Here is an 18,230-nt window from a genome sequence, read left to right on the forward strand (position 1 = left end):
CTCCAGGGACGCCGTCTCATGACAGTCCTCGCAGGACAAGCGAAGCAAGCGTTCCCCGGAGGTCCCGGCCATGAACGAAGGTAGTCCTATCAGCGAGGAGGACGTGCGGGGCGGGTTGCGTGACGCCGTCGCGGACGAGCCGGCACTGGACTTCGACCCCGACGCGCTGGTCGCCACCGCCCGGGCGCAGGTCAAGCGGCGCCGCTCGTTCGTCGGGGCGGGCCTGGCGACGGCGGCGGTCGTCGTCGCGGCCGTCGCGATCCCGGTCGCGCTCGGCCGTGTCGGTACGACGCAGGTCGGACAGCAGCCACCCGCCACGAGCACCTCAGCGAGGCCGTCCACGACGGCGTCGACGCAGTGGCCGCCCTCGGAAGTCTCGACGGTCGACCACTCCGAGGCCGACCTGCGCGAACGCAGTCAGGAGATGGCCACCCACTTGCGCGCGGCCGTGCCCGCGGCGATCGGCAACGCGTCTGAGTTCGAGTACGGCCAGTTCGGCGGGGAGGCCGCTGGCGACTTCTACGACGGCCAGAACTACGTCGACGCGCCGGTCACCTTCACCATCGACGACGTCCGGTACTCGATCTTCCTCACCGTCTGGGCACCCGGCGCTCCCCAGGTGTCCCCCGACACCGTGTGCGGGACGGGCTACACCTACTGCAAGCCGGGCGGCGTGCGTGAGGGCGGCCAGCTCGTGGTCAGGGCCGAGGACCTCGGCGAGGAGGTCATCACGACCGTCTACCACTTCAGGAAGTCCGGCGCCGTGGTGCAGGTCGCCGCCTACAACTACGACATGACCGGCAACTCGCTGCCCAAGTACATGCCGGACACCCCCGTCACGATCGACCAGCTGACGGCGCTCGCGACCGACCCGGAGCTGGGACTCTAGGCTTGGTCGCGTGACGTCCAAGCCCACCATCCCCAACGTCCTCGCCGGCCGCTACGCCTCGGTGGCACTCGCCGAGCTGTGGTCGCCGGAGCACAAGATCGTCCTGGAGCGGCGGCTGTGGCTCGCCGTGCTGCGTGCGCAGGCCGAGCTGGGCATCGACGTCCCCGACGGGGTGGTCGCCGACTACGAACGGGTGATCGACCAGGTCGACCTGGCGTCGATCGCGGCCCGCGAACGGGTGACCCTGCACGACGTCAAGGCCCGCATCGAGGAGTTCAACGCGCTCGCCGGGCACGAGCACGTGCACAAGGGCATGACCTCCCGCGACCTCACGGAGAACGTCGAGCAGCTGCAGATCCGCAGGTCGCTGGAGCACCTCCGGGACCGCGTGGTGGCGGTGCTCGCGCGGCTGGCCGCGTTGGCGGCCGAGCACGGCGAGCTGGTGATGGCGGGCCGTTCGCACAACGTGGCCGCGCAGGCCACGACACTCGGCAAGCGGTTCGCCTCGGCGGCCGACGAGCTGCTGGTGGCGTTCGACCGGCTGGACGACCTGGTCGACCGGTACCCGCTGCGTGGCATCCAGGGTCCGGTCGGAACCGCTCAGGACATGCTGGACCTGCTGGGCGGCGACGAGTCGAGGCTGGACACGCTGCAGCGGACCATCGCGGGCTACCTCGGGTTCTCCCGTGTCTTCGACAGCGTCGGCCAGGTGTACCCGCGGTCGCTGGACTACGACGTGGTGACCGCGCTCGTGCAGGTGGCCGCCGCCCCGTCGAGCCTGGCGAAGACGATCCGCCTGATGGTGGGCCACGAGCTGGCGACGGAGGGCTTCCGTGCCGGCCAGGTGGGCTCGTCGGCCATGCCGCACAAGATGAACACCCGGTCGAGTGAACGCGTCAACGGCTTCGCGGTGATCCTCCGCGGTTACGCGTCGATGGTCGGCGAGCTGGCGGGCGACCAGTGGAACGAGGGTGACGTGTCGTGCTCGGTGGTCCGCCGGGTGGCGCTGCCCGACGCGTTCTTCGCGCTGGACGGCCTGATCGAGACGTTCTTGACCGTGCTGGACTCGTTCGGCGCCTACCCGGCCGTGATCGCGCGGGAGCTGGACCGCTACCTCCCGTTCCTCGCCACGACGAAGGTCCTGATGGCGTCGGTGCAGGCGGGGATCGGCCGCGAGACGGCCCACGAGGCGATCAAGGAGCACGCGGTCGCGGTGGCACTGGCCATGCGTGAGCAGGGCGTGGAACGCAACGACCTGCTGGACCGCTTCGCCGCCGACGCCCGGATCCCGCTGGACCGCGCGGCGCTCGACGCGCTGCTTGCCGACCGACTCCCGTTCACCGGTGTGGCGAGTGCCCAGGTCGCGGCCGTGGTGAAGCGGGTGTCGGACGTGGTGGCGCGGTTCCCGGACGCGGCGAGGTACGTCCCCGGTGCGATCCTCTGACCCCCGCGAGGCCGTTACCCTCGGGTGCGTGGCAACTGTCTCGGACCTGATGCTCTACCCGGTGAAGGGCTGCGCAGGCTCGCCGCTGACGCGTGCGCGGGTGCTGCCGACGGGCGTGCTGCACGACCGCTCGTTCATGTTCGTCCGCGAGTCGGACGGCGTGTTCCGCAGCCAGCGCACCACTCCCGGGATGTCGGTCGTCTACCCGGAGCTGTCGACGGACGCCGACAAGCTGACTCTGTCCGCCCCGGACACGACGGCCCTGGTACTGGACGTGCGCCAGGAGGGCCCGAGGCGGGAGGTGGAGATCCACCGCATCTGGCGTGGCGAGGCGGTCGACCAGGGCGACGAGGCCGCCGACTGGGCGAGCACCCTGCTGGGGGAGCCGGTCCGGCTGGTGCGGGTGGCGCCGGACCACGAGCGCGCCGTGGACGAGTGGCACGGGGTCGTCACGTTCACCGATTCGACACCACTGCACCTGACGTCGGTGTCCTCACTGGACGACCTCAACGCCAGGATCAGGCGGAAGGGCGCCGACCCGGTGCCGATGGCGCGCTTCCGGTCGAACATCGTGATCGAGGGCTGGGACACCCCCTACACCGAGGACTCGCTGCGGGACTTCGTCATCGGCACGGCCCGCCTGCGTTGGGTCAAGCCGGACATCCGCTGCAAGGTCACGATGGTGGACCAGCTGACCGGGCACTCGGCGGGCCCGGAACCCCTCCGCACGCTGGCCGACTACCGGCGGGAGCCCGAGGGCGGCGTGAGCTTCGGCATCAAGGTCGCGGTGACCGCGCCCGGCGAGATCCAGGTGGGTGACGAGCTGGTGGTCGGGTGATCCGGCCGTCACCTCGCGAACAGGAGCACTACCTGGTCGCCGACCTTGCCGCCGAGCTCGCGTGCCGCTGAGCCGCGGTTCACCGCCAGTGCCACCCTGGCGCCCGAGTCGACGTAGATGACCAGCCCGTCGCCGGTCGAGTCGGCGAAGGTGCGCCCGACGGTCGCCGTCACGGAACGGCCGTTGAGGTTGGCGTGTGCCGTCGTGCCTGGCTCGGCGCCGCTCGCGTCGAGGTCGGCGCCCGTCGCGGCCAGCTGGAGGTTGCCGAACGTGTCGACGTACCGGATCTCGGTCGTGAGCCTGCCCTGCGTCACGGACGTCGACGGTTCCGGAAGCCGCACCAGGGTGGCCGGGTCCACTTCGGGGCCGAACCTGGCGGCGGGGACCCCCTCGGCGAGGTGCGCGGCCGCAGGCGCGAACACGTCCCGGCCGTGGAACGTCGCGGACACCGTCGGCAGGCGGTACGCGGGCTCGGTCAGCTCGTAGGCCGCCCGGAGGCCGCCGAGCGCCTCCGCCGCGGCCACCAGCAACCCGTTGTCCGGCCCGACCAGCGCACCTTCTGCCGCGACGAGCACGAGACCCCGCCGGTCGGTCCCCACCCCCGGGTCCACCACCGCGAGGTGCACCGCGGGCGGCAGGTACGGGACGGCCTGTGCGAGCACGGCGGCTCCGCGTCGCACGTCCTGCGGCGGCACCGTGTGGCTGAGGTGGATGACCCGAGGCCCCGGCGCGATCCGCGCGACGACCCCTTCACACACGCCGACGAACCCGTCATCGATCCCGTAGTCGGTCGTGAACGAGATCCAGTCGTAGCTCATCGGCAAACTCTACGGTCGGGCAGACCGGAAAATGTCCCTCGTCGGTGGCAGGCGTGAATTCCGGGTGAAAGCGTGGCGTAGTTCGGCAACACGTCACCCACAGGTCGGCTCGGTGTCACCAACGCATGTCGTCATGGGTGACGTGTCCGCCCGACTGATGGTGTCGCTCTCCGGCATCAACGCATGGACCCTGGAACGCAGCGCCGACCTGAGCAGGGAACTGGCCGCCCGTGGTGTGCCGCTGTCGATGTTGTTCGCCCCCAGGATCGCCGGGGTCGACCAGCAGGCGGTGGTGCTGAACTGGATCCGTGAGCAGCAGGCAGCGGGCAACGCCCTGCTGCAGCACGGCTACGACCACGCGGCAGATCCCCGGACCCGCACGATCCGCAGACGCGCGGAGTTCGCCTCCCTCCCCGCCTACGAGGCGAAGCTCCGCCTGACCGCGTCCGCCACCGCGATGGAACGCCTGAACCTGACCTCGGCCGCCTTCGCCCCGCCCCGGTGGGTGGCGTCGCCTGGCACGATGCTGGCGTTGCGCCACAAGGGTTTCACGCTGTGCGCGGACCTGGTGGGCATCCGCGACCTCCGCACCGAGACCGTCCACAGAGGACGTGTGCAGGGCTTCGGCGTCGGCGAGCGAGCTGAGCCGTGGTGGTGCTTCGCCCTGGTGATGGGTGCCGCCCGCGCGGCACGCAGGGGCCAGCTCGTCCGCCTGGCCGTCGACACGGCCGACCTCGCCAGGTCGGGACCGCGTCAGGCCCTGCTGGACGCGGTGGACATCGCCCTGCACCACGGCGCGACCGCGCTCACCTACCCGGAGCTGCTGGCTCCCCGGACCGCCCGCGCCGCGTGACGGTCAGCGGCGTTTGCCGTGCAGCAGGGTGATCAGCTTGGCCACGGTCGCGTCGGTCTTGGCCGAGCGGTTGAACGTGGTCAGCACCAGCGGGGCGCGGAAACGCTGCCTCGCTATGGCCTTCGTCCTGGCGAACTCCTTGAGGCCCTCCTGGCCGTGGATCCGACCGAAGCCCGACTCGCCGATGCCGCCGAACGGCAGCGACGGGATGCCCGCGAACGAGATCACGCCGTTGACCGAGGTCATGCCGGACCGCAGCCTGCGGGCCAGCTCCATCCCCCGCCGTTTCGAGAAGACCGTCGACGCCAGCCCGTACTTCGAGTCGTTGGCCTTCTCGACCGCCTCGTCCATGTCGGCGACCTTCGCGATCGTCAGCGTCGGGCCGAACGTCTCCTCACGCACCGCGGCCGAGTCCTCGGGGACGTCCACCAACACGGTCGGCTGCACGAAGCGGTCACCCACCGCGTCCTCGCCGCCCACCAGGGCCCTGCCGCCCCTGGCCAGGGCGTCCTTGATATGCCTGCGGATGACGGCCAACTGGCCCGGCATGGTGATCGGGCCGATCTGCGCCTCGGCGTCGCCGCCCGCGCGGACGTCACCGGCGATCTTCACGACCTTCGCCACGAAGTCGTCGTACACCCGCTCGTGCACGTACACGCGCTCCACGCCGACACACGTCTGACCCGCGTTCGACATGCCGCCCCACACGGCCGCGTCCGCCGCCTCGTCGAGATCGGCGTCGACGTCCACCAGCAGTGCGTCCTTGCCGCCCGCCTCGATCAGGACCGGGGTCAGCGTCTCGGCGCACGCGGCCATGATCTTCTTGCCCGTGGCGGGCGAGCCGGTGAACGCGAGCTTGTCCACACCCGACCGGCACAGCGCCGCACCCGTCTGGCCGTAGCCCGTGACCAGCTGGAACACCGGGTGCTCCGGCACGGCCTCCGCGAAGCTGTCGACCAGCCAGCGCCCCACCCCCGGGGTGTACTCGCTCGGCTTGAACACCACGGCGTTGCCCGCGGCCAGCGCGTACGCGATCGAGCCCATCGGGGTGAAGACCGGGTAGTTCCACGGGCCGATCACGCCGACCACGCCGAGCGGCTGGAACTCGACCGACGCGGCCTGGTTCGCCATCAGCATCCCGGCGGGCCTGCGCTTGCGGCCGAGCACCTTGGCCGCGTTCTTCGCCGCCCACGCCGTGTGGTCGATGGCCAGCACGATCTCCAGCATGGCGTCGGCGTGCGGCTTGCCCGTCTCGGCGTGCACGACCTCCGCGAGCTGCGCGGCCCGGCGCGTGATCACACCCTTCCAGCGCTGCAGCCGCTCGGCCCGGCCCGCGAACCCGAGGCCCGCCCACCACAGCGCCGCCTCGCGAGCCCGTGACACGGCCGAGGCCACGTCCTCGTCCGAGTTGACGGGGTAGGTGCCGACGACCTCGTCGGTGGCCGGGTTCAGCGAGTCGAACGTGTCCTGCTTCGCTTGGACGGCGGTCATCACTGGCCTCCCTGGTGGCGAGTTCCGCCGCTCACGCTACCCGCCAGTAGCGATTGCCGGTACTAGCCTGGGCCCGTGCAGATCGTTCATCACGGCCATTCCTGCGTGCTGCTGTCGACCGACACCGCGCGCCTGCTCTTCGACCCTGGCGCGTTCTCGACCGGCTTCGAGTCGGCCCGCGAGCTGGACGCCATCCTGATCACCCACCAGCACTTCGACCACCTGGACGGGTCCCGCCTGCCCGCCCTGGTCGAGGCCAACCCCGGCGCGGCGCTCGTCGTCGACGAGGACAGCGTGCCGGAGCTGGAGAAGGTCGGTCTCACCCCGACGTCGGTCGCCCGGCCGGGTGACACGTTCACCTTCGGTGGCACCTCGGTCTCCGTCGTCGGCGGCAGGCACGCGACCATCCACGAGGACACCCCGACGCCTGCCAACGCGGGCTACATCGTGGACGACGGCGCCTTCTACCACCCCGGCGACGCGTTGTTCGTGCCGGAACAGCGGATCGACGTGCTCGGCCTGCCGATGGCCGCGCCGTGGATGAAGACCAGCGAGGCGGTCGACTTCCTGCGTGCGGTCAGGCCCAGGGTCGCGGTGCCGATCCACGAGGCCCTGCTGTCCGAGGTCGGCTTCCAGGTGCAGCAGAGCTTCGTGACCGGACTGGCGGCCGACCCGGAGTTCCTGGCGCTGCCCCGGGACGTGCCGACCCTGGTCTGACCGTTTGTCCACACTTGTGGACAACTCTGTGGATGGGTCGAACGCGTGTTCGGGACGAGTTCATCCACAGGTGTGGACAAACCTGTGGATGAATCGAACATCAGTTCTCAGCGGAGCAGGGCTCGGCCCCTGACCAGGTCGGCGGTCCTCTCCGCGACCATGATCGTCGGGGCGTTGGTGTTGCCCCGGGGGACCGTCGGCATGACCGACGCGTCCACGACTCGCAGACCGTCGACCCCGTGCACCTTCAACGTCGGATCGACCACGCTGAGTTCCCCTTCGCCCATCGCGCACGTCCCGACCGGGTGATACAGCGTCTGCGTGTGTGCCCGAGCGTGCTCGACCATGTCCGCGGCCGGCAGGAACAGCTCGGTCAGGTACTTCGCGAGTGGTCCGACCGCCGCGATCTCCTGGAGCGTGTGCAGGGCCGACACCATCGCGTCGAGGTCCTCTGGCGCCGAGAAGTACGCGGGGTCGATCTCCGGGCGCCAGCGCGGGTCCGCCGAGCGCAGCAGGACCCTGCCGCGCGACTGCACGTCCACCAGCGTCGCGCCCGCCGTGAAGCCCGCGGCCGTCGGCTCACGCATGCCGTTGTCGTAGAACAGGCTCGGCGCGACGTGGACCTGCATGTCCGGGCCTGCCAGGCCGTCGCGGGTGTGGAAGAACCCGCCGGACTCGCCGATGTTCGACGCGAACGGGCCGCGCCCGGTCGCCTGCCAGCGGAGCAGCCGCGACGGCGTCAGTACCGACACGAGGTCGGTGGTGTCCCTGGTGCGCCAGAGCAGCGGCGCGGCCGGGTGGTCGTGCAGGTTCTCGCCGACGCCGGGCAGGTGCGCGACCACGTCGATGTCGAGCGAGCGCAGGTGGTTCGCCGGGCCGACACCGGACAGCATGAGGATCTGCGGCGAGTTGATGGCGCCGCCGCACAGCAGGACCTCGGTCGCGCCGACCTCGTGGTCGGCGCCGCCCCGCGAGTAGGCGACCCCCGAAGCGCGGGTTCCGTCGAACAGGATGCGGTTGACCAGCGCGGACGTCCGGACGGTCAGGTTCGAGCGGCGGAGCGCGGGCCGGAGGTAGGCGTCCGCGGTCGACCAGCGCCTGCCGCGCCTGCACGTCACCTGGTAGAGGCCCGCGCCCTCCTGGGTGACGCCGTTGAAGTCGTCGTTCGGTTTCATGCCCCACGTGACCGCCGAGTCCACCCACGCCTGCGACAGCGGGTGGGTGTACCGGCGGTCCTCCACGTGCAGCGGGCCGTCGGTGCCGTGCAGTGGCCCCGCCAGGCGCGAGTTGGCCTCCGAACGGATGAAGTACGGCAGCACCTCGTCGTACGACCAGCCCTGCGGCCACGCGTCGTAGTCCGCGCGGTTGCCCCGGATGTAGATCATCGCGTTCATCGACGAGCAGCCGCCGAGCACCTTCGCCCTCGGCCAGTACGTGCGGCGGTCGCCGAGGTGCTTCTGCTCGACCGTCTCGTAGTTCCAGTCGTGGCGGGTCTTGAACAGCGTGGAGAAGGCGGCCGGGATGTGGATCTCGTCGGCGTCGTCCTCGCCGCCCGCCTCCAGCAGCAGCACCCGGGCCGACTCGTCCTCGCTCAGCCGGTTCGCCAGCACGCAGCCCGCGCTGCCGGCACCGATGACGACGTAGTCGAAGCTCTCGGCCATCCCCCGAGGGTGCCACCCCGGCTACAGCTTGGCGAGAACCTCTTTCTCCTCGGCGAGCGAGAGACCCGCCTTGCGCTCGCGGTCGAGGCCCAGCTCGCGCTCGCGCTCGAGTGCGTCGTTGACCACGTCGGCGAAGGGCCGCACGGGCATGCCCGCCGCCAGCGAGGGCGCGGGGTCGTGGGTCTTCATGCCGTCGTGGCCTTCCGGCAGCCACAGCGGCAGGGAGCGCGGCCCGGCCCACGGGTTGACGCCCGCGGCCTCCAGCTGCTCGTTCGACGCCGCGACCAGCTCGCCGTCGAAGCCGACGACCTCGGCGATCTCCTCGATCATGGCGCGCACCGGCCGGATCGGGCCGGACGCGTCGTAGGTGCCGCCGATGCCCTTCTCCCCGGCGTCGACGATCCAGCTCGCGAAGTCCCTGACGTCGATGATCTGCATGGGTCCGTCCGCGGCGGGCACGACGACACGGCCGCCGCGTGCGAACCGCCCCGGCCAGTAACCGAACCGGTCACTGCGGTCCCACGACCCGGTGATGAGGCCGGGGCGCACCACGAACGCACGGTCACCCATCGCGGCACGCACGGCGTTCTCGCTCGCGACCTTGATGCCGCCGTAGAGCGCGACGCCTGCCTCGCCCTCGGCCATCATCTCCTCGCGGGTGACCTGGCGTTCGAGTGCGGGGACGAGTGGCCCGGTCGCCGGCGTCTGGCCGGTCGTGACCAGGTCGGAGTAGACGTTGATCGTGGACACGAAGGTCCAGTGGGCGGCGGTCCCGCCGAAGGTGTCGAGCGCCCGGCGCACCCAGGGGTGCGACAGCGGCGACACGTCGACCACGGCGTCGAAGGTCTCGCCCGCCAGCGGGGCGAGCCCGTCCTCGGCGTCCCGGTCGACACGGACGAGCGTCGTGCCCTCGGGGATGGCGCCGGACTCGCCGCGTGCGGCGCACACCACCTCATGCCCGCGCCGCACGGCCTCGGCGGCGACGGCATACCCGACGAAGATCGTTCCACCCAGCACAAGAAGGCTCATGGGCCCACCCTGGCCCGCGATCGACCAGGACCGCCACGATTCTCGCGCTGGGCGAACGATCTCCCCAGATCAGACGCGACGGAGGACGAAGTCCGTCACCGTCTCACCCGCGATGAACCTGTCTATGCGGCCGTCGACCACGTACGTGCCGTACGGCGTCACCGCCGCCGTGGTGGGGGCTGGATCCGGCAGCGGCTTCGTCCGCACCGGCACTGCCCTGTTGCCCACCAACCGCAGTTCGTGCACCGCGGTAGCGCTGCCCGGAAGCCGGCTCAGCGTGTTGGTCACCACGACGAGCGTGCCGTCCGGACGCAGTGCCAGGCCATCCGCGCCCACCAGCGGCGGCGCGGCCAGCTCGGTCAGGCGCCCACGCGACAGGCGGTACAGCTTGCCTGTCGTGTAGTTGCCCACCACCAGGTAGCCACCCGGGTGCCACACGATCCCGTTCGCGCCGGGTGACGGCGTCAACCGACGATCGCTCACCAGTGTGGTCACGTTCCCGGACAGGGAGACCTCGTAGACCGCGCCAGCGCCGGTGTCGGTCACGTACGCGTTGCCTGCCGGGTCCAGGACCACGTCGTTCACCGCGTGGCCGTCGCCGGACAGGTCGACCAGCTGTTCACGCACACCGGTGCGCAGGTCGTACGTGGCCAGGAAGCTCGTACCGGGTGCGAACGGGCTGCCGCTCGTGGCCACGATCCGGTGCCTGGCGGCATCCACCTTCAGGCCGACGAAGCCCGGCAGGTCCGGCTCGGACACCACCGTCCTCCGCACCCCGTCGCGGCCCACCGCCGAGATCAGGCCGGGTTGCGTGAACGAGCCCACCAGCAGCGACTGCCTCGTCGGGTCCCACGCCACCCCCTCCGGGAACAGGTTCTCCGCCGCCACGGTCAGTACGGGCGGCAGGCCGTGCGTGGTCGCCTCGGCCGGCGCGGCGCCGACCAGACCGGCCACCAGCGCGGCCGTGATGAGTAGCGAACGCATCTCTCTCCTTCGTCGTGAGGGACGAGACGAATGCTGTCCGCGAACGAGGGGCCTACCCAGTCGTCCGCGTAACCATGGGTCTGTCAACCCCAGGCTGGGGGCACGCGATCACAGGCATACTCGAAGCCATGGATCGACGGTCGGAGCTGGGTGACTTCCTCCGGTCCCGGCGCGCCCGACGGCAACCCGAGGACCTCGGTCTCACCCCACTGGGTGGGCGCCGCCGGGTGCCCGGGCTACGCCGGGAGGAACTCGCGCAGGCCGCTGCCCTGTCCGTCGACTACTACGTGCGACTCGAGCAGGGACGACTCAGGAACCCGTCGGCCGAGATCGTGGACGCGGTCGCCTCCGCACTCGGGCTCGACACGGCCGAGCGGCGCTACCTGCACAACCTCGCCCGGCCGCAGCGCAGGAGCGCGCCTGCCGGGTCGTCGGCGGTGCGGACCACCCTCCAGACGCTCCTGGACAACACGACCGTGCCTGCCGCGATCTACACCAAGCGTGGCGACGTCCTGGCCTGGAACCCGTTGGCCGCGGCCCTGATCGTCGACTTCGGCGAGCTGCCGCCCGAGGAACGCAACATGCCGCGGCTCGTCTTCCTCGACGAGGAGGTCGCGTCGCGGTTCGTCGAGTGGGAGTGCAAGGCCCGCGACCTCGTCTCGCAGCTGCGGATGGAGTCCAGCCGGACCCCGAACGATGAGAGCCTCGCCACGCTCATCGGGGAGCTGACCATGCGCAGCCCCGACTTCGCGCGGCTCTGGGCGACCCACCCGGTACGGGAGAAGATCCGCGGCGGGCACCGCTACCGACACCCGATCGTGGGCGAGTTCTACCTCCGGTACGAGGCTTTCAGCACGCCGGACGCACCCGATGTGTCGTTCGTCGCGCAGGTGGCCGACCCTGGTAGCCCGGACGAGGAGGCCTTGCGTCTCCTTGCCTCGTGGACGGCGCAGGCCGGCTCGGTCGACCGGATGAACGCCCAGCTCAGCAGGTAGTCTGCGGTCGATACAAAGACCATTGACCCAGGAGCAGCCTGTCGTGGCCCGAGTCGTCGTCGACGTCATGCCCAAGCCCGAGATCCTCGACCCCCAGGGTCAGGCCGTGGCCAACGCTCTACCCCGGCTGGGATTCACCGGGATCACCGATGTCCGCCAGGGCAAGCACTTCGAGCTCGAGATCGACGACGGCGTCGACGACGAGACACTCGCCAGGATCGCCGAGGGGTTCCTGTCGAACCCGGTCGTCGAGGACTTCGTCGTGCGGAGGCTCTCGTGACCCGGGTCGGGGTGGTCACCTTCCCCGGCACGCTGGACGACACCGACGCGGCACGTGCCGTGCGTCACGCGGGCGGCGAGCCCGTCTCGCTGTGGCACAAGGACGCCGACCTGCGTGGTGTCGACGCGGTCGTCGTGCCCGGCGGGTTCTCCTACGGCGACTACCTGCGTGCCGGTGCCATCGCCCGGTTCGCGCCCGTGATGGACGAGGTGGTCGGTGCCGCGCACCGCGGCATGCCGGTGCTCGGCATCTGCAACGGGTTCCAGATCCTGTGCGAGGCCGGCCTGCTGCCCGGCGCGCTGCTGCGCAACGCGGGCCTGCACTTCGTGTGCCGCGACCAGCGCCTGCGCGTCGAGCGCACCGACACCGCGTGGACCGCCGGGTACACGGCCGGGCAGGAGATCGTCATCCCCGTCAAGAACATGGACGGGCGTTACGCCGCCGCCAAGTCCACTGTGGACGAGCTGGAGGGTGAGGGGCGGGTGGTCTTCCGGTACCTGGATGTCAACCCCAACGGCTCCCTCGGCGAGATCGCGGGGATCTCCTCGGCGGACGGCCGCATCGTCGGCCTCATGCCGCATCCCGAGCACGCGATCGACCCGCTCACCGGGCCGGGCGCCGACGGGCTCGCGATGTTCAGCTCCGCGCTGAAGGCGGTGGCGGCATGACGACGACCGCGCACGTCGACTCGGTCGAGTACGCCGAGGCGACGCCGGAGACCACACAGCCCTACCGCGAGCTGGGCCTCAAGGACGACGAGTACGCCAGGGTCCGCGAGATCCTCGGCCGCAGGCCGACCGACGCCGAGCTGGCCATGTACTCGGTCATGTGGTCGGAGCACTGCTCGTACAAGTCCTCGAAGGTGCACCTCAGCTACTTCGGTGAGACCACGACCGACGAGATGCGCTCGACCATGCTCGCAGGCATCGGCGAGAACGCGGGTGTGGTGGACATCGGCGACGGCTGGGCGGTGACGTTCAAGGTCGAGTCGCACAACCACCCGTCCTATGTGGAGCCGTACCAGGGTGCGGCGACCGGTGTCGGGGGGATCGTCCGCGACATCCTCGCCATGGGCGCGCGGCCCCTCGCGGTGATGGACCCGCTGCGGTTCGGTGCGGCCGACGCACCCGACACGCGGCGCGTGCTGCCCGGCGTGGTCGCGGGCGTCGGCGGGTACGGCAACTGCCTCGGTCTGCCCAACATCGGCGGCGAGGTCGTGTTCGACCCGACCTACCAGGGCAACCCGCTGGTCAACGCGCTGTGCGTCGGCGCGATGCGGGTCGAGGACCTGCACCTCGCGCACGCCTCCGGCACCGGCAACAAGGTCATCCTCTTCGGCGCGCGGACCGGTCTCGACGGCATTGGCGGCGTGTCCGTGCTGGCCTCGGACACGTTCGCCGGCGACGAGGGCGGCGGCAAGCGCAGGAAGCTGCCGAGCGTGCAGGTCGGCGACCCGTTCACCGAGAAGGTGCTGATCGAGTGCTGCCTGGAGCTGTTCCGGGAGGGCATCGTCGTCGGCATCCAGGACCTCGGCGGCGCCGGTCTCTCGTGCGCGACCTCGGAGCTGGCCTCGGCCGGTGACGGCGGCATGCACGTGTGGCTGGAGCGGGTTCCGTTGCGTGCCAAGGGAATGACGCCTGCGGAGATCCTGTCTTCCGAGTCGCAGGAACGCATGTGCGCGGTCGTCCGGCCTGCCGACGTCGACGCGTTCATGCGGGTGTGCCGCAAGTGGGACGTCATCGCGACGGAGATCGGCGAGGTCACCGACGGGGACCACCTGGTGATCACGTGGCACGGCGAGACGGTGGTCGACGTGCCGCCGCGCACGGTCGCGCACGAGGGGCCCGTCTACGAGCGGCCCGTCGAGCGGCCTTCCTTCCAGGACGAGGTGATCGCCGACCTCCCCGACGGACTTGCCCGTCCGTCCACTTCGGACGACCTGCGGGCGGAGATCCTGCGCATGGCCGGTTCGCCGAACCTCTCGTCGCGGCGGTGGGTGACCGAGCAGTACGACCGGTACGTCCGCGGTGGGACCGTGCTGGCGCAGCCGTCCGACTCGGGCATGATCCGCATCGACGAGGCCACGGGCCGCGGCGTCGCGATGTCCTGTGACTGCAACGGCCGGTACGTGTACCTCGACCCGTACACGGGTGCGCAGCTCGCGCTCGCCGAGGCGTACCGCAACGTCGCGGTGTCGGGTGCGCGGCCGGTCGCGGTGACCAACTGCCTCAACTTCGGCTCGCCGGAGGACCCGGGCGTGATGTGGCAGTTCCAGCAGGCCGTGCGCGGCCTCGCGGACGGCTGCGTGGCGCTGGGCATCCCGGTGACCGGCGGGAACGTGAGCTTCTACAACCAGACCGGCACGACGGCCATCCTGCCGACCCCGGTGGTCGGTGTGCTCGGCGTGATCGACGACGTGGCCGCGCGGATCCCCACGGGGCTCGGTGCCGAGGGCGACACGCTGGTGCTGCTCGGCGAGACCCGCGACGAGCTGGGTGGTTCCGAGTGGGCGCACGTGGTCCACGGCCACCTCGGCGGTCGTCCGCCCTCGGTCGACCTGGCCCGCGAGCAGGCCATCGCGGCCGTGCTGCGTGGCGGCGGCGTGTCCGCCGCACACGACCTGTCCGAGGGTGGGCTGGCGCAGGCGCTGGTCGAGGCGTCGCTGTTGTCCGGCCGAGGCTGCGACGTCGAGCTGACCGGTGACCCGTTCGTGGCACTGTTCAGCGAGTCGTCGGCACGCGTCCTCGTCTCGGTCCGGCACCCGGACGAGCTCACCGCCCGCTGCGACGAGGCCGGACTGCCGTGGCAGCGCGTCGGCCTGGCTGCGGACACGGCAAGCCTGCGCATCGAGGGCGTGGGTGAGCTGGCGCTCGACGAGCTGCGCGAGGTCTGGGAGGCCACCCTCCCCGCGCTGTTCGGCTAGACCCGCACGAGGCCCTGGTCCTCCACCTGCCAGCCGGGAGGTGGAGTGACCGGGCCCGTGAGGGTCAGGGTCGAGAAGTCGACGATCCCGTCGAAGCGGGTGTCGGCGAAGCCGGTCGTGCCCTCGAAGGTCGAGCCGTCGAACTTGACCTCCGAGTGGAAGACCGTGTGGCCGAAGTCCACGATCGAGTGAACCCGCATCTGCTTGAACCACGCGCCGTCACTGAACTCCATGTGGTGGAGCCACAGGCGGCCCCAGCTCTCGGTGTTCGTGAACCAGGTCGGCCCCCGGACCTCGCAGTGGTGGAACGAGTTCGACCGGTACAGCTTGAGCGCCCGCGCCCGCAGCTGTCCGATCACGCGGTACGAGAGATCGCAGTACTCGAGGGTCGCGCCCGTCAGGTCCAGGTCGTAGGCGTGGGCGTCCGGGTCGCCGACGCGCGGGAGCAGGTCGGCGAGCAGCCGCTGGGCCGTCATGCGGACCACCCGCCAGCGGTCGGCCATCGCCTCCGGCTCGCCGGCGTAGTCGTCGGTGGCGGCCCTGGCCTGGTGGTACTCCGGGTGCTCGAACGGGCGGCGCAGGTACGAGCAGATGACGTCGAGCACGTCCTGTGTGTAGGACGGGCGGCTGCGGGCCAGACCGGCCAGCGCGTGCATGGCACCGACGCGCACCTGGTCCGTCTCGTGGCCGAGCAGCTCGACCGCACGCAGGAAGCGTTCGTCCGCCGCCCGTTCGCGGTCGTGGGTCGCCCTCGCGGTCTCCAGCTCCTGGCGCTCGTGCTCGAGCAGCTGGCGTTCCTCGTCGACGCGGCGGCGCCGGTCGTTGAGCCACAGCGCGTAGAGGGCCACCACGGAGCCGGCGGCGAGTCCACCCGTCTTCAGCGCGTCCGCGCGGGACGCGACCGGTAGCAGCCAGCCCGTCACGCCCGCGAGCGCGCCGAACGCCAGCAGCATCGTCGCGACCAGGCGCGACGACAGCGCGAAGACGACGATGCCGCCGACGGCCGCCACGACTCCGAGCACGATGAGCGTGGTGGCCACCGGCGGCACCTCTCAGTTCAGCTGGCGAAGAAGGTGTAGATGCACCACTTGCCGTCCTCGACGAACGCACTCGTGCGACCGGAGGCCGTGGCGCCGTTGAGCGTGCCCTTCAGGTCGGCGCCGACGTAGGACGAGTCCGCCGTCGTGCCCGCCGGGTCCATCTCCAGCTTCGGGCTCTGCGTCGCGGCCTGCGTGATGTCGCCCTGGCTCGTGCTGTCCGAGCAGGAGAGCGCCGCGGCGCCCGCGCCGTCGCCCGCGTTCAGCTTGTCGAGGAACGACTGGACGAACTTCTCGCCGTCGGAGTCACCCGTCGCGCCGCCGCCGGGAGCGGGCGCCGACGAGGAGGTCTCCTCGGTCGACGAGCTGCCCGAGTCGGCCGGCCCGCTCGTGATGTCCTTCCAGCACCAGTCGCCGCCGTCCTTGACGACCGTGGCGTCGTAGTCGCCGTCGTCGCCGTCGACGACGATGTTCAGCGTCGCCACGACCTCGTCGTCGGACTTCTCGCGGGTGTCCTTCAGCTCGGCGCTGTCGATCTCGTCGATGTCCTTGGTCGCGCCCTTGACGCTCTCCGTCGCGTTCGAGCACTGGTAGCCCTCGAGCGTGCTCCGGTCCTTGTCGTCGGCGGCCGCGACGAGCTTGTTGATGAACGCGTCGGCGCCGCTGCTCTTCTCCTTGTCGCTCGTGCCGGGACCGGCCGTGTTGCTGTCGCCCTTGTCGTCAGACAGGAAGAAGCCGGGCGCGACGAACCCGGTGATGCCGACGCCCGCGAGGACGAGGACCACGATGGACACGATCGCGATGATCGGGCCCTTGTTCTTCTTCGGCGGCTGCGGCCCCCCGCCGAACCCGCCGTACTGGTTGTACCCGCCGCCGTACTGGACATTGGGGTCGTAGCCGCCGTACGGGGGCTGCTGCTGGTAACCCGCGCCGTACTGCGGCTGCTGTGGTTGCTGCGGCTGCTGGTAGCCGCCGCCGTACTGGGGCTGCTGTGGTTGCTGCTGCCCGTAGGGATCGGGCTGCTGCCCGTACGGTCCCTGCGGTGGGTAAGTCATGAGTCCCTCCCCGATCACTGTCCTGCCCGTCCGACGTGGTCGCGGGGACGTTCGGTTCCCTCGGAACTCACGCGATACTCACGCGGAGCTTAATTGGACGGAGGGGGCCCACGCTCCGGGGTGGAGCGAGGGCCCCCTCCGGGGCTGGACAGGACGGACCGGGCGGTCAGTCGTGGTTCGTCGCGAACACCACGAGCCTGTCGTAGGAGCCGTTGAAGCTGTTCCGGTCGAGCGGTGAGGAGCTGTACTGCCACACGGTGTGGACGCTCCAGTCGAACGGCAGCGCGCCGATCGAGGACGCGTACCGCGCCACCCACAGCGGGTTCGTGGTGCTGAAGCTCGAGCCGACGCACTGGTTCCACCAGTTCGTGGAGGTGTAGATGGCCGGGAACTTGCTCCACCGCGCCTTGTAGGTGTCGCTGAAGCTCTTGATCCACGCGGTCATGTCCGCAGGCGACAGGCCGTAGCAGCTCGCGCCGTACGGGTTGTACTCCACGTCCAGGGCACCGGGCAGCGTCCTGCCGTCGCCCGACCAGCCGCCCCCGTTGTCGGAGAAGTAGTTCGCCTGTGCGGCGCCGGACGAGCGGTCCGGCAGGGCGAAGTGGTACGCGCCCCTGATGAAGCCCTGGTCGTAGGAGCCGGTGTACTGCTGGGGGAAGTAGGGGTTGATGTAGCCGGTGCCCTCGGTGGCCTTCACCCAGACGAACCGTCTGCCCGCGTTCCAGTGGCCTGGCCAGTCCACGTTGCCCTGGTGGCCGCTGACGTCGATGCCCTCGACGGCGGCCTCGGCCCCGAGACTCGGTGGACTCCCGTCTCTGGGCATCTGGGCGGTGCCCTCGTGTCTCCGGATCTGCGAACCCATCTCGTGGTCGTACTTCTGTACGTACGCGTCGATCGCGGCCTGGTCACCGGCGGGGGGTGTGGTCGGGTCTGCCGAGGCAGGCCCGCCGAACCCCGCGGTCAACACCATGGTGGTCGCCACGACGGTGGCGCCCAAGAGGCCCCGTCGTCTCCCACGCCACATACTGTTCATGGGATGCCCTTTCCGAATAGCCCTCGCTTCTCGCAACACGGGCTGTAGCTGCCGAGATACAGATTGTGGGCGCCGGGTACCGATTTGTCACGTTGCTAAGTGAATTAGTAACAATAGATTTGGTAACGGTTAGTTTTCACATTGGCTCGAACGATCACCGTGGTCAGGCCGCGCTGTCACTCG

Annotated in this window: 17 protein-coding genes; 9 read left to right on the forward strand and 8 right to left on the reverse strand. The window is 70.5% G+C overall.

Annotated elements, in window-relative coordinates:
• Window positions 1-70: 70 nt before the first annotated feature.
• Genes CLV71_RS41420 through CLV71_RS41430 form a run of 3 tightly spaced genes read left to right on the forward strand, consistent with a single transcriptional unit; the run spans window position 71 to window position 3,171 of the window.
• Window positions 71-889: a hypothetical protein gene (locus CLV71_RS41420; protein ID WP_133908437.1), complete on the forward strand. Its 819-nt coding sequence runs from the start codon at window positions 71-73 to the stop codon at window positions 887-889.
• 10 nt (window positions 890-899) lie between these two features.
• On the forward strand, window positions 900-2,333 hold the full coding sequence (purB, locus tag CLV71_RS41425; RefSeq protein ID WP_133908438.1) for an adenylosuccinate lyase: 1,434 nt from the start codon (window positions 900-902) through the stop codon (window positions 2,331-2,333).
• 28 nt (window positions 2,334-2,361) lie between these two features.
• A complete protein-coding gene (locus CLV71_RS41430; RefSeq protein WP_133908439.1) occupies window positions 2,362-3,171 on the forward strand; it encodes an MOSC domain-containing protein in 810 nt (269 codons plus the stop codon).
• An 8-nt stretch (window positions 3,172-3,179) separates the two neighbouring features.
• On the opposite strand, the gene CLV71_RS41435 is transcribed toward CLV71_RS41430, so the two are convergent.
• Window positions 3,180-3,989, reverse strand: coding sequence for an SAM hydrolase/SAM-dependent halogenase family protein (locus CLV71_RS41435; RefSeq protein ID WP_133908440.1), 810 nt, complete (start codon window positions 3,987-3,989; stop codon window positions 3,180-3,182).
• A 133-nt stretch (window positions 3,990-4,122) separates the two neighbouring features.
• Between CLV71_RS41435 and CLV71_RS41440 the strand changes: the two genes are divergently transcribed.
• Window positions 4,123-4,842, forward strand: coding sequence for a DUF2334 domain-containing protein (locus tag CLV71_RS41440; RefSeq protein WP_243867307.1), 720 nt, complete (start codon window positions 4,123-4,125; stop codon window positions 4,840-4,842).
• A gap of 3 nt (window positions 4,843-4,845) precedes the next feature.
• Here the strand turns inward: CLV71_RS41440 and CLV71_RS41445 are convergent, their stop codons facing one another.
• Window positions 4,846-6,333: an aldehyde dehydrogenase family protein gene (locus tag CLV71_RS41445; protein ID WP_133908441.1), complete on the reverse strand. Its 1,488-nt coding sequence runs from the start codon at window positions 6,331-6,333 to the stop codon at window positions 4,846-4,848.
• Between the two features lie 75 nt (window positions 6,334-6,408).
• Between CLV71_RS41445 and CLV71_RS41450 the strand changes: the two genes are divergently transcribed.
• A complete protein-coding gene (locus CLV71_RS41450) occupies window positions 6,409-7,050 on the forward strand; it encodes an MBL fold metallo-hydrolase (protein ID WP_133908442.1) in 642 nt (213 codons plus the stop codon).
• Between the two features lie 107 nt (window positions 7,051-7,157).
• Here the strand turns inward: CLV71_RS41450 and CLV71_RS41455 are convergent, their stop codons facing one another.
• The 3 genes from CLV71_RS41455 to CLV71_RS41465 all read right to left on the reverse strand — a co-directional run bounded on the left by CLV71_RS41455 (window position 7,158) and on the right by CLV71_RS41465 (window position 10,724).
• The gene (locus CLV71_RS41455) at window positions 7,158-8,711 is read right to left on the reverse strand and encodes a GMC family oxidoreductase (protein WP_133908443.1); all 1,554 of its coding nucleotides are present in this window, start codon (window positions 8,709-8,711) and stop codon (window positions 7,158-7,160) included.
• 21 nt (window positions 8,712-8,732) lie between these two features.
• On the reverse strand, window positions 8,733-9,740 hold the full coding sequence (locus CLV71_RS41460) for a Rossmann-fold NAD(P)-binding domain-containing protein (RefSeq protein WP_133908444.1): 1,008 nt from the start codon (window positions 9,738-9,740) through the stop codon (window positions 8,733-8,735).
• 69 nt (window positions 9,741-9,809) lie between these two features.
• A complete protein-coding gene (locus tag CLV71_RS41465) occupies window positions 9,810-10,724 on the reverse strand; it encodes an SMP-30/gluconolactonase/LRE family protein (RefSeq protein WP_133908445.1) in 915 nt (304 codons plus the stop codon).
• A gap of 128 nt (window positions 10,725-10,852) precedes the next feature.
• Here CLV71_RS41465 and CLV71_RS41470 point away from each other — a divergent pair, with 128 nt between their 5' ends.
• From CLV71_RS41470 to purL, 4 genes are read left to right on the forward strand one after another with little or no spacing between them, the layout of a single operon-like run.
• The gene (locus CLV71_RS41470; protein WP_133908446.1) at window positions 10,853-11,719 is read left to right on the forward strand and encodes a helix-turn-helix transcriptional regulator; all 867 of its coding nucleotides are present in this window, start codon (window positions 10,853-10,855) and stop codon (window positions 11,717-11,719) included.
• A gap of 43 nt (window positions 11,720-11,762) precedes the next feature.
• Window positions 11,763-11,999: a phosphoribosylformylglycinamidine synthase subunit PurS gene (purS, locus tag CLV71_RS41475; RefSeq protein ID WP_133908447.1), complete on the forward strand. Its 237-nt coding sequence runs from the start codon at window positions 11,763-11,765 to the stop codon at window positions 11,997-11,999.
• Entirely contained in the window at window positions 11,996-12,667 is a 672-nt protein-coding gene (gene purQ / locus CLV71_RS41480; RefSeq protein ID WP_133908448.1) for a phosphoribosylformylglycinamidine synthase subunit PurQ, read from the forward strand. Before purS ends, purQ begins: the two co-directional genes overlap by 4 nt.
• Window positions 12,664-14,922, forward strand: coding sequence for a phosphoribosylformylglycinamidine synthase subunit PurL (gene purL / locus CLV71_RS41485; RefSeq protein ID WP_133908449.1), 2,259 nt, complete (start codon window positions 12,664-12,666; stop codon window positions 14,920-14,922). Before purQ ends, purL begins: the two co-directional genes overlap by 4 nt.
• Here purL and CLV71_RS41490 read toward each other — a convergent pair.
• The 3 genes from CLV71_RS41490 to CLV71_RS41500 form a co-directional block, all read right to left on the reverse strand.
• Entirely contained in the window at window positions 14,919-15,962 is a 1,044-nt protein-coding gene (locus tag CLV71_RS41490; RefSeq protein WP_133908450.1) for a pentapeptide repeat-containing protein, read from the reverse strand. The genes purL and CLV71_RS41490 overlap by 4 nt on opposite strands.
• Window positions 15,963-15,979: 17 nt before the next feature.
• Window positions 15,980-17,014 carry a hypothetical protein gene (locus CLV71_RS41495; protein ID WP_133908451.1) on the reverse strand — a complete coding sequence of 345 codons (1,035 nt, stop codon included), beginning with the start codon at window positions 17,012-17,014 and terminating at the stop codon, window positions 15,980-15,982.
• 166 nt (window positions 17,015-17,180) lie between these two features.
• Entirely contained in the window at window positions 17,181-18,038 is an 858-nt protein-coding gene (locus CLV71_RS41500; RefSeq protein WP_133908587.1) for a lysozyme, read from the reverse strand.
• Between the last annotated feature and the right edge of the window lie 192 nt (window positions 18,039-18,230).

The organism is Actinophytocola oryzae (genome assembly GCF_004364325.1).
Taxonomy (GTDB): domain Bacteria; phylum Actinomycetota; class Actinomycetes; order Mycobacteriales; family Pseudonocardiaceae; genus Actinophytocola; species Actinophytocola oryzae.